This window comes from Pseudomonas glycinae (assembly GCF_001594225.2).
In the GTDB taxonomy this organism is placed as follows: Bacteria; Pseudomonadota; Gammaproteobacteria; order Pseudomonadales; family Pseudomonadaceae; genus Aquipseudomonas; species Aquipseudomonas glycinae.
Genome location: NZ_CP014205.2, coordinates 475,526 through 487,080 on the forward strand (window position 1 = coordinate 475,526; position 11,555 = coordinate 487,080).

The window sequence follows — 11,555 nt, forward strand, 5'->3', positions numbered from 1 at the left end:
GCTGTTCCTTGGCTCATGGGCACCAGTAAATCTCTAACGTAGGTTGCAGAAACGCGCGAACCGGCATGGCGGCGACGTCGTTGGATGCCAGTGCGGCATTCAGGGTGGTCAGTTTCGACTGACCGGAAATCGACAGAATCTTGTGCCTCGCCGACGCCAGCAGTGCACGGCTCATGGTCAGGCGCTGACGCGGCACACTCGGCGCGAGCATCGGCCAGCAGCGACGGGTGCCGTCGGCTTGCAGGGCTTCGGCCAGGTTCGGGCTGTCCGGGAACAGCGACGCGGTGTGACCGTCATCGCCCATGCCCAGTACCAGCACGTCGATGGGCGGCAACTCGGCGAGCAAACGATCGGCCTGCTCCGCAGCCTGCTCGACATTGGCCGCCGCGCTGTAGAGGCTGAGGAACTGCGCCTTGGCCGCCGGGCCCTTGAGCAGATATTGCTTGAGCAGACCGGCGTTGCTGTCGGCGTGTTCGACCGGCACCCAGCGTTCGTCGGCGAGGGTCACGACGACCTTCGACCAGTCCAGTTCCTGCTTGGCCAGGTGCTGGAAAAACGCCACCGGACTACGGCCGCCGGACACCACCAGCACGGCGTTGCCGCGTGCCGCCAACGCTTCGCTCAATTGCTTGGCGACATTCAGCGCCAGGCCTTCGGCGAGCAGCACCGGGCTCTTGAATTCATGGGCATTCACGCCCTCGGGCAGTTTCACATCAGATATCGCCATACCACGACCTCCCGTCCCGCGTGATCAATGCAATGGAGCTCATCGGCCCCCACGACCCGGCCGCATACGGCTTGGGCGCGTCACCGGATTTTTTCCACCCGGCGATCAGCTGGTCACACCATTTCCACGCGGCTTCGATTTCATCTTTACGGACAAACAGGTTCTGATTGCCGTTCATCACTTCCAGCAACAACCGCTCGTAGGCATCGGGGATTCGAGCGCTGCGCCAGGTGTCGGAAAAATTCAGTTGCAGTGGGCCGCTGCGCAGTTGCATGCCCTTGTCCAGGCCTTGCTCTTTGGTCATCACGCGCAAGGAAATGCCTTCGTCCGGTTGCAGGCGGATGATCAGTTTGTTGCTGATCTGCAGGCGCTGCTCGGGGGCGAAGATGTAGTGCGACGGTTCCTTGAAGTGGATGACGATCTGCGACAGTTTCTGCGGCATGCGCTTGCCGGTGCGCAGGTAGAACGGCACGCCGGCCCAACGCCAGTTGCGGATGTCGGCACGCAGGGCGACAAAGGTTTCGGTGTCGCTCTGGGCGTTGGAATTCGGCTCTTCGAGGTAGCCCGGCACGGACTTGCCTTCGCTGTGCCCGGCGATGTACTGGCCGCGCACCACTTGCGTGGTCAGGCCTTCCGGACTGATCGGCGCCAGGGCCTTGAGCACCTTGACCTTCTCGTCGCGGATGCTGTCGGCGGACAGGTCGGCCGGCGGGTCCATGGCGATCAGGCAGAGCAGTTGCAGCAGGTGGTTCTGGATCATGTCCCGCAGCTGGCCGGCCTTGTCGAAGTACCCCCAGCGGCCTTCGATACCGACCTTCTCGGCCACGGTAATTTCCACGTGGGAGATGTAGTTCTGGTTCCACTGGGTTTCGAACAGACTGTTGGCGAAACGCAGGGCGATCAGGTTCTGAACGGTTTCTTTGCCCAGGTAGTGGTCGATGCGGTAGGTGCGGTTCTCCGGGAAGAACTGCGCCACGGCGTCGTTGACCTTGCGCGAGGATTCGAGGTCGGAGCCGATCGGTTTTTCCAGCACCACGCGGGTGTTTTCCGCCAGACCGACGTTCGCCAGATTCTCGCAGATCGCGCCATACACCGCCGCCGGCGTGGCGAAGTAGGCAATCATGCGTTGCGTGCTGCCGGCCAGTTCGGCCAGCGCCACATAATCTTCAGCCTTGAGGAAGTCGACGTGCAGGTAGGTCAGGCGCGCCAGAAAGCGCTCGGCCACGGCCTCGTCCAGTTCCTTGCCCACGTAACGGCGCAGCTCGGCGGCGATGAACGCCAGGTGCTGCTGCTCGGTGCCCGCCTCACGGGCCAGTGCGATAATGCGCGTGTCCTCGTGCAGCAGGCCGGCGCCATCAAGATGATAAAGGGCAGGAAACAGCTTGCGCAGGGCCAGATCGCCCAAGGCGCCGAACAAGGCGAAGGTGCACGGTTCAACCGTAATCGAAGGCATGATGTTTGTTCTTTTATCAAGTTAAGCTACAAATACCTTTTTTCAAGGCATCACTCAAGGGAAAATGTAGTAATAACCACAACATTTTCGCAAAATACAGATTCCGAGTGGTGGTCGGTCGGAGCCATCAGTAGGATAGGCCACCGTCACGGGCCACATCAAAGGCCCAATTTGCATAGCCGCGCGCTTATCGGCGCCGGTGAATCTAGGAATTCTTATGGACCGCGTGCGAAATTTACTGGAACAGATCCAGAGTCGCCTTGAAGAGCTGAACAAGGCCGAACGCAAAGTCGCCGAAGTGATCCTGCTCAACCCACAGCAGGCCACCCGCTTCAGCATCGCCGCCCTCGCCCAGGCGGCGTCGGTCAGTGAGCCGACGGTCAACCGTTTCTGCCGTTCGTTCGGTGTCAGCGGCTACCCCGAACTCAAGCTGCAACTGGCCCAGAGCCTGGCCAGCGGCGCGGCCTATGTCAGCCGCGCAGTAGAAGCCGACGACAATCCCGAGGCCTACACGCAAAAGATTTTCGGCAGTGCGATCGCATCCCTGGACAGCGCCTGCCAGGCGCTGGACCCGAACCTGATCAGCCGCGCCGTCGACCTGTTGATCCAGGCCCGGCAGATCCACTTCTTCGGCCTCGGCGCTTCGGCTCCGGTAGCTTTGGATGCGCAGCACAAGTTCTTCCGTTTCAACCTGGCGGTGACGGCCCACGCCGATGTGCTGATGCAACGCATGATTGCCTCGGTGGCGCACACCGGCGAGCTGTTCGTGATCATTTCCTACACCGGGCGCACTCGCGAACTGGTGGAAGTGGCGCGCATCGCCCGGGAGAACGGCGCTTCGGTGCTCGGCCTGACCGCCGAGAACTCACCGCTGGCCAAGGCCAGTACCCTGAGCCTGAATATTCCGCTGCCGGAAGACACCGACATCTATATGCCGATGACCTCACGGATCATTCAGTTGACCGTGCTGGATGTGTTGGCGACGGGTATGACGCTGCGTCGCGGGGTGGATTTCCAGCCGCATCTGCGCAAGATCAAAGAGAGCTTGAATGCGAGCCGGTATCCGGTGGGTGACGAGTTCAACTAGTTCGCGCTGATCGTTCCCACGTTCTGCGTGGGAATGCCTCAAGGGACGCTCTGCGTCCAGTGACGCGGAGCGTCACGGGCTGCATTCCCAACGCACAACTAAGCCCCAGCCCACGCCTGCAAACTCAAATGCGCCTTCTCCCCCGGCGCCAGATGCAGACTATCGGTGCCGCCCGCCGCCGCTTCAACACAGACAAATTCAGAGATCTCGTCCCAGCTCACGCCCAACAACGGCCGCGCACCCGGATGCCACACCACCGTGTCCGCGCTGTCACCGGTATCGATGCACAACTCGCGCTGCCAGGCGTGATCCTTGAGCTGCAACTCGCCGTCGTGCTGGAACACTCGCTGACAGCCGCCATCAACCCGCAACTCGCCTTCCTGCTGGCAAACCTCGCGGTTCAACTGGTCATAACCCTGCGCTCCTTCGAGCCCAGACAGCGCTATCTCACTCACATCACCAATACGCCAGTAAGCGTGCAAAGCCTGGCTCAACTGGCACGGCATGTCGTCCTGATGCTCGGTGCTCAGGCGCAATTCCATGCGTTCGCCCAAGTGCGCGTGCAGGTCCACCTGCCAGTCGCACAGCTGCAATTGCCAATGCAGGCGCACGCCATCATCGCTGGTGCTGCTGTCGAGCAGTTTCCAGTCCAGCAGGCGTGCCCAGCCATGGGACGGCCACGCGTTTTCGCTCGGGTGACGGCCATACCACGGCCAGCACACCGGCACGCCGCCACGGATTGCGCCGACATGCGGCCATTTCGCCGCGCACCACAACCACGGCTTCTGCCCGCGCGGCTGAAAGTGCAGCAACTGCGCGCCCTGACGACTGAACACCGCCTGACACAGCGGATGATCGATCACCAGCACATCGCGCATCTGATAGCGCTCCCAGGCGAACACCGGTCGTTCGCGCAGGGATTTGAAGAAGCGTTGCAGCGGATGCTCATGCATGGGCCACGGTTCCAGATTCAACTTTCATGGGCTGCGACACCCCTGTCCAAAAAAAAGCGGACAGCCTTGGCTGTCCGCAAATATGCGCACATAGAGAGGAGCTTATCGCAGACGCGTCAGAACGTAGACTGAATTTTCAGGCCAGCGACCAAAGCGTTATCCACTTCATCCACACCGCCCGGATGAGTGATGTATTGCAGGTTCGGGCGCACGGTCAGCCAGTTGGTCACGTGGAAGCCGTAGTTGATCTCGTAGTTGTATTCGGTTTCACGAATCGGCGAGAACACCGGATTGTCGTAGTCCGAAACACCGTTGGCGACGTTGAGCAGTTCGGCGTTTTTCTTCACGTCATTGTTGACGTGAATGCGTGCCGCACCGATACCGACGTCATCTTTCGGACGCGCGTCGAACGGGCCTTTGTACACAAACATCACGGACTGGTAGTTGTCGATGAAGTTGGTGTCCTTGTCGTGGAACGTGGCGTTGGCGGCAATGTTCAGACCACGGCTCTTGTCACCGTTGTGGCTGGTCAGTTGCTGCTGTGCAACGAACCAGTAACCGTGCTTGCTGCTGTGGGTACGGTAAGCATCACCGGTGGTCGCCGCGTCGAAACCGTTGACGTCTTCGCGAACGTCGTTGGCATCGGCCGTGCTCTTGTAGTAACCGACACGGTATTCGCCCGGCAGGCCGTTCGGGTTTGGCAACCAGACCAGCTCTACTGGCAACACGGTGCCTTTGGTGCCGCTGCCGCTCAACTTGAAGCCGTTGCCGTGTTCCAGCTGCGACGGGTTCTGGTTGTACGCACCGATCTGCGCGTAGAGCTCGTCGTTGATGTTGTACTTGACGCGAATCGCCGCCTGGCTGACCGGCCAGTTGTACCAGATGTTGGTCGCCCAGTTGCCCACTTGCGAACCGCAGAACGCCAGGTTCTGGAACTCGCACGGGAAGGTGTTGAAGTCTTCGCCTTCGCCGAAGTAACCGGCCTTGACGTCGAGTTTGTTGTCGAAGAACTGGTGTTTGATCCACAACTGGGTCAGACGCACCATGTGGCCACGACCGTAGACTTCCTGCGAGGAGCTGAGTGTGCCGGCACGCGGATCGCCAACACGATCGTTGGAAATGTTTTCGCCATTACGGTTGGTCAGCTGGATCTTGGCCTGGGTGTTGTCCCAGCCCCACAGTTTCTGCAGGTCCAGCGCCACGCCCAGACCGAACTGGTCGGAGTAACGCGCCGTCTTGTCGTTGTTGTAGCCGCCGTGAAGGTTGCCGCCCACCTCACCGACGTAGTCCATCTTGATGTCGATACCCTGCTCGATCAGCTTGGTACGTTCGCCACCCCAGTCCCCGGTCATCCACTCCGAATCGGAGCTGAACGCGTCAGCCGCGTGGACGCTGCCGGCCAGCATCATTGCCGCAACCGCTGACAACTGGCCGATTCGCTGAGCGTTGTTGTTCTTCTTCATCCCTACATCCTCGTTTTATTGTTATTAACTGTTCTTCTTATTTAACGCGGTTTACATCTGATGCGGCGCGCGACAGGCCACGCACCGCGTGCTCCCTGCAGGAACGGGCGAACCCGCTCCCGCATTGGTTGATCAGCGACCCTTGAACTGGGCCACGTTGGCGCTGTGCGATTCGGTTTTCGGCAGGCCTGCAACCCCCAGGCGCTCGCCGGACTTGGCATCGAACAGCAGCACTTTCGACGGATCGAATTGCAGGGTCAGGGTCTCACCCACCTGCGGCGCCACATCCGGCGCCAGACGGCAGCAGACCTTGGTGTCGTTGAGGTTGACGAACACCAGGGTGTCCGGACCGGTCGGCTCGGTGACCTGCACTTCAGCCTTGATGCTCGGCAAGCCATTGCCCTCGCCATTGGCCAGGACAATCTGCTCCGGGCGCAGGCCGAGGATCACCTCGCGGTCTTCGAGTCCGGCGTCCTGCATCGCCATCGGCAATTCGCAACGGGCCTGGCCGCTGTCGAGCAGCGCCACCAGACGGCCGTCCTTGCGTTGCAGGCGCAGGGGGATGAAGTTCATCGGCGGCGAACCGATGAAGCTCGCCACGAACAGGTTGGCCGGGTCGTTGTAGATCTCTTTCGGCGTACCGAACTGCTGGATGATCCCGTCCTTCATCACAGCCACTTTATCGCCCAGGGTCATCGCTTCGATCTGGTCGTGGGTCACGTAGACCGTGGTGGTTTTCAGGCGCTGGTGCATCAGTTTCATTTCGGTACGCATCTCGACGCGCAGCTTGGCGTCGAGGTTGGACAGCGGTTCGTCGAACAGATAAATCTTCGGCCGACGCGCCAAGGCACGGCCCATCGCCACGCGCTGTTGCTGACCGCCGGAGAGCTGGCCCGGCTTGCGATTGAGCAGGTGCTCGATCTGCAACAGCTTGGCCACGCGGGCGACTTCTTCGTCGATCGCCGACTGGCTCATCTTGCGGATCTTCAGACCGAACTCGATGTTCTCGCGCACGCTCATGGTCGGGTACAGCGCGTAGGACTGGAACACCATGGCGATGTCGCGATCCTTGGGGCTCATGCCGCTGACGTCCTGGTCGCCGATCATGATCGCGCCGCCGGTGATGGTTTCCAGGCCGGCGATGCAGTTCATCAGGGTCGACTTGCCGCAGCCCGAAGGCCCGACGAGGATCAGGAACTCACCGTCCTTGATCGACAGTTCGATGTTCTTCAGGGTGTCCGGCAGGCCGGCACCGTAGGTCTTGTTTACATTGCGAAGTTCGAGCGTAGCCATGATTACCCCTTGACTGCGCCGGCCGTCAGCCCGCGCACGAAATACTTGCCTGCGACCACATAGACCAGCAGGGTCGGCAGCCCGGCGATCATCGCCGCCGCCATGTCCACGTTGTATTCCTTGGCCCCGGTGCTGGTGTTGACCAGGTTGTTCAGCGCCACCGTGATCGGTTGCGAATCACCGCTGGAGAACACCACGCCGAACAGGAAGTCGTTCCAGATCTGGGTGAACTGCCAGATCAGGCAGACCATGATGATCGGGGTGGACATCGGCAGGATGATCTGGCGGAAGATCGTGAAGAAGCCCGCGCCATCGAGGCGCGCCGCCTTGATCAGCGCATCCGGAATGCTCACGTAGTAGTTACGGAAGAACAGCGTGGTGAACGCCAGACCGTAGACCACATGGATGAACACAAGGCCCGTGGTGGTGCTCGCCAGGCCCATCTTGCCGAGGGTGAACGAGGCCGGCAGCAGCACGGTCTGGAACGGCAGGAAGCAGCCGAACAGCAACAGGCCGAAAAACAGCTGCGAACCGCGGAAGCGCCAGAACGACAGTACATAACCGTTCAACGCACCGATGGCGGTGGAGATGATCACGGCCGGAACGGTGATCTTGATCGAGTTCCAGAAGTAGCCGTCAACGGTCGCCCAGGCTTTCACCCAGCCGATGCCGCTGACCACGGTCGGCCAGCTCAGCAGGTTGCCGGTGGAGATGTCTTCCGGGGTCTTGAAGCTGGTCAGCAGCATGACCACCAGCGGTACCAGATACAGCAGGACCGCGAGGATCAGCACCGCGTAGATCGCAACGCGACTCAGGCTGATGGCGGGTTTCGAAGCGAGACTAGTCATGACGCTTGGTCCTCAGCTCGGAGTACAGGTAAGGCACGATGATCGCGAGGATCGCACCGAGCATCAGGATTGCACTGGCCGAACCCATGCCCATTTGTCCACGGCTGAAGGTGAACGAGTACATGAACATCGCCGGCAAATCGGAGGAATAACCCGGGCCGCCGGCCGTCATGGCCGCTACCAGGTCGAAGCTCTTGATCGCGATGTGCGCCAGGATCATCACTGCACTGAAGAACACCGGACGCAGGCTTGGCAGCACCACTTTCCAGTAGATGCGCGGCATGCTCGCGCCATCGATCTGAGCGGCACGGATGATCGACTGATCAACGCCACGCAGACCGGCGAGGAACATCGCCATGATGAAGCCCGAGGCCTGCCAGACCGCCGCGATCACCAGGCAATACACCACGCGATCCGGGTCGATCAGCCAGTCGAGACGGAAGCCTTCCCAGCCCCAGTCCCGCAGCAATTTGTCCAGGCCCATGCCCGGGTTGAGCAGCCATTTCCACGCGGTACCGGTGACGATCATCGAGAGCGCCATCGGGTACAGGTAGATGGTGCGGATAAAGCCCTCGCGACGGATGCGCTGGTCGAGGAACACTGCCAGCAGCACGCCGATGACCAGAGTGATGCCGATGAACATGCCGCCGAACACGGCCAGGTTCTTGCTCGCCACCCACCAGCGGTCGTTGTCGAACAGGCGCTCGTATTGCGCCAGCCCTGCCCACTTGTAGTTCGGCAGGAAGGTCGACGTGGTGAACGACAGGACAAACGTCCAGAGGATATAGCCATAGAAGCCCACCAGAACGATGAACATGCTCGGCGCCAGCACCAGTTTCGGTAGCCAGCGCTGCAATGCGTCGAACGGCGAGGCCTTGCTGAACACAGCAACAGAACTCATGGGAAGATCCAGTAAAGAAGATGAAGGACCGCTGCAAACTGCAGGCTTCAGGCCGATGCGCGACCTGAAGCTTACAGCTGCTCTACGCTGACGTTACTTGGCAGCCTTGATGGCAGTGCCGAGTTTCTTCGCAGCGTCGGCCGGGTCGGCTTTCGGGTCGTTGATGTAGTTGGTCACGACATCAAAGAACGCACCCTGCACGGCCAGCGTGGTCGCCATGTTGTGCGCCATGCTTGGCTGCAGGCCACCGTTCTTGGCGTCTGCCAGGAAGTCCTTGGCAGCGGTCTGGGCGCAGGAGTCGAAACCGTACTTGCCCATGTCGGCGAGCATGTCGTTGCGCACCGGGATCGAGCCCTTGTTGATGCTGAAGACTTTCTGGAAGTTTTCACCCAGCACGACTTTGGCGATGTCCTGCTGACCGGCCGCGGTGCCCGCGTCCTTCTGCTTGAACACGGCCAGCGAGTCGATGTTATAGGTGAACGCCTTGTCGGTGCCCGGGAAGGCTACGCACTCGTAATCCTTGCCAGCGACTTTCTTGGCGGCGGTCCATTCGGACTTGGCCCAGTCACCCATGATCTGCATGCCGGCCTTGCCGTTGATGACCTTGGCCGCTTCCAGGTTCCAGTCCTGGCCTTTGCCGTCCTGGTCCATGTAGGTCGCGACTTTCTTCAGCTCGGTCAGGGCCTTGACCATTTCCGGGCCGGTCAGGGCAGCGTTGTCCAGGTCGACCAGGGCTTTCTTGTAACCATCAACGCCCATCACCGACAGCACGACCGCTTCGAACACGGTGCTGTCCTGCCAAGGCTGACCGCCGTGAGCCAGCGGGATGAAGCCCGCCGCTTTCAGCTTGTCGCCGGCGGCGTAGAATTCTTCGAGGGTGGTCGGGGCTTTTTCGATACCGGCTTTCTTGAAGACTTCCGGGTTGATCCACAGCCAGTTCACGCGGTGAATGTTCACCGGCACGGCCACGTAATCACCTTCGAACTTCACGGTGTCGGAGACTTTCTTGTCGAGCAGGCTGTCCCACTTCTCGGACTTGGAAACGTCTTTCAGGACGTCAGTGTCGAGCAGACCGGTCGACGCCCATTCCTGGATGTCCGGGCCCTTGATCTGGGCAACGCCTGGCGGGTTGCCGGCTACCGCGCGGCTTTTCAGCACGGTCATGGCCGTTGCACCGCCACCGCCGGCGACAGCGCCGTCTTTCCAGGTGAAACCGTCTTTCTCGACTTGTGCCTTGAGCACATCGACGGCAGCTTTTTCGCCACCGGACGTCCACCAATGCACGACTTCCACCGAACCTTTGGATTCGGCAGCGGAAACACTCAGGGGCAGCACAGCGAGCGGGAACAGGGAGGCGACAGAAATGACAGTAGCGAGGCGAGAAATCGCATTCATCTGAGATGTACCTTTCTTGTTGTTATGCATGCAAGTCTGGTGCTTGCGCTGCACACGAGTTTAAACAGAGCGTTTCCCCCCGCAGGTAACGAAGGGACGCGCGAATGTCACCACATGGTTACACAGGAACGCTTCGAGACACGTGTGCCAGAGCACTGGCCATGCTCGGTGCCAGCGGCAGACGCGGAATCAGAACAGCCTGCCAGGCGTGGTACAGATCCGGTTTGCCCGCCCAGATATCGGCACTTGGGCGGTTTTGCGGGTCGAGTTCGTGATGCCAGCTGCCGTCGTAGCGGTCGATGAAATGCGTTTCGCAAAATTCCCAGAACAGGCGATACCAGGTTTCGTACTGCGCATCGCCGGTGCGTTTGAGCAAGGCACTGGCGGCAGCGCTGGCCTCGGCGTGGGTCCAGTGCAGGCGATGGCGCACCACCGCTTTGTTGTTCCAGTCGAGGGTGTAGACGATGCCCGGCGCACCATCGACGTCCCAGCCATGGCGGCAGTTTTGTTCGAACAGCTTTTGCGCGTCGGTGGCCAGCCAGCCGGGCGTCAGCATGCCGGCCTGGACTCGCGCCGCTTCGAGGTGCAGCAACAGCCGCGCCCACTCGAAACCATGGCCCGGCGTGGTCCCGTAGGGACGGAAACCGTCGGCCGGATTGTCGTGGTTGTATTCGCGCAGCGGTTGCCAGTCTCGGTCGAAGTGCTCGATCACCAGGTAATCGTTGGCAGCGGCATGACCGTGGATCACCCGCTCGACGATGCGCTGCGCACGCACCAGCCAGCGCGGGTCTTCGGTGACATCGGCCAGCGCAAGGAAGGCTTCGGTGGCGTGCATGTTGCTGTTGGCGCCGCGATAGGCTTCTTCTTCGCGCCAGTCGCGGTTGAAGAACTCGCGCATGGCGCCCTCTTCTTCGCTCCAGAAATACGTGTCGATGATGTCGATGGCGTCATCCAGCAACGCCTGCGCGCCGGGACGCTGGGCGACCACAGCGGAACTGGCCGCGAGGGCGACGAAAGCATGCAGATAGGCGTTCTTGCCGGTGTTGCCGTCACGGTGTTCGGCGACAGCGAACCAGCCACCGTGCAGCGCATCGCGCAACGGACCGCGCAGGGCCGCAATGCCGTGATCGACCAGCTCGGCGAATCCCGGCAGGCCCTGAATGTGGGCCATGGCGAAGCTGTGGGTCATGCGCGCGGTGTTCATGGTTTCGGCTTGCGCGCCGGCCTGGAGCTGGCCGCGCTCATCGAGATTGCCGAAGCCTTCGGGCAATCGGGAAGCCTTGGCAAATGCCAGCAGACGCAGGCCTTCGTCGGCGAGCCATTGCTGGTGGGCAGGGGCGTTCAGCCAACTGCTGAAGCCCGGATTGAAATGATCCATGGGTGGCCTTTTTTGTTGTTATGACTGCGGGCAGTCTAAACAACGGGCCGGGAGGGG

General features: G+C 61.0%; 10 protein-coding genes. 1 reads left to right on the plus strand and 9 read right to left on the minus strand.

The features are described from left to right. Window positions 1-13: 13 nt before the first annotated feature. Window positions 14-727, minus strand: a complete 714-nt coding sequence (gene pgl / locus AWU82_RS02240; protein WP_064383725.1) for a 6-phosphogluconolactonase — start codon at window positions 725-727, stop codon at window positions 14-16. Continuing rightward, on the minus strand, window positions 714-2,180 hold the full coding sequence (zwf, locus tag AWU82_RS02245) for a glucose-6-phosphate dehydrogenase (RefSeq protein WP_011335604.1): 1,467 nt from the start codon (window positions 2,178-2,180) through the stop codon (window positions 714-716). The genes pgl and zwf overlap by 14 nt, the downstream gene beginning before the upstream one ends. A gap of 226 nt (window positions 2,181-2,406) precedes the next feature. On the opposite strand from zwf, the gene AWU82_RS02250 reads away from it, so the two are divergent. Continuing rightward, a complete protein-coding gene (locus AWU82_RS02250) occupies window positions 2,407-3,267 on the plus strand; it encodes a MurR/RpiR family transcriptional regulator (protein ID WP_169842436.1) in 861 nt (286 codons plus the stop codon). A gap of 98 nt (window positions 3,268-3,365) precedes the next feature. Here AWU82_RS02250 and AWU82_RS02255 read toward each other — a convergent pair whose 3' ends face one another. The 7 genes from AWU82_RS02255 to AWU82_RS02285 form a co-directional block, all read right to left on the minus strand. Continuing rightward, the gene (locus tag AWU82_RS02255; RefSeq protein WP_064383726.1) at window positions 3,366-4,220 is read right to left on the minus strand and encodes a D-hexose-6-phosphate mutarotase; all 855 of its coding nucleotides are present in this window, start codon (window positions 4,218-4,220) and stop codon (window positions 3,366-3,368) included. A 116-nt stretch (window positions 4,221-4,336) separates the two neighbouring features. Further along, window positions 4,337-5,683, minus strand: coding sequence for a carbohydrate porin (locus tag AWU82_RS02260; protein ID WP_064383727.1), 1,347 nt, complete (start codon window positions 5,681-5,683; stop codon window positions 4,337-4,339). A 132-nt stretch (window positions 5,684-5,815) separates the two neighbouring features. Further along, window positions 5,816-6,976 (minus strand): ABC transporter ATP-binding protein, encoded by a 1,161-nt coding sequence (locus AWU82_RS02265; RefSeq protein ID WP_064383728.1) that lies wholly within the window; start codon window positions 6,974-6,976, stop codon window positions 5,816-5,818. 2 nt (window positions 6,977-6,978) lie between these two features. Beyond that, complete coding sequence (locus AWU82_RS02270; RefSeq protein ID WP_011335608.1) at window positions 6,979-7,824, minus strand: carbohydrate ABC transporter permease; 846 nt, start codon at window positions 7,822-7,824, stop codon at window positions 6,979-6,981. Continuing rightward, window positions 7,817-8,725: a carbohydrate ABC transporter permease gene (locus tag AWU82_RS02275; RefSeq protein WP_011335609.1), complete on the minus strand. Its 909-nt coding sequence runs from the start codon at window positions 8,723-8,725 to the stop codon at window positions 7,817-7,819. Before AWU82_RS02275 ends, AWU82_RS02270 begins: the two co-directional genes overlap by 8 nt. 93 nt (window positions 8,726-8,818) lie before the next feature. Further along, window positions 8,819-10,120, minus strand: a complete 1,302-nt coding sequence (locus AWU82_RS02280; RefSeq protein ID WP_007951167.1) for an ABC transporter substrate-binding protein — start codon at window positions 10,118-10,120, stop codon at window positions 8,819-8,821. Window positions 10,121-10,238: 118 nt separating this feature from the next. Continuing rightward, complete coding sequence (locus AWU82_RS02285; protein ID WP_064383729.1) at window positions 10,239-11,498, minus strand: D-mannose isomerase; 1,260 nt, start codon at window positions 11,496-11,498, stop codon at window positions 10,239-10,241. Window positions 11,499-11,555: the final 57 nt, after the last annotated feature.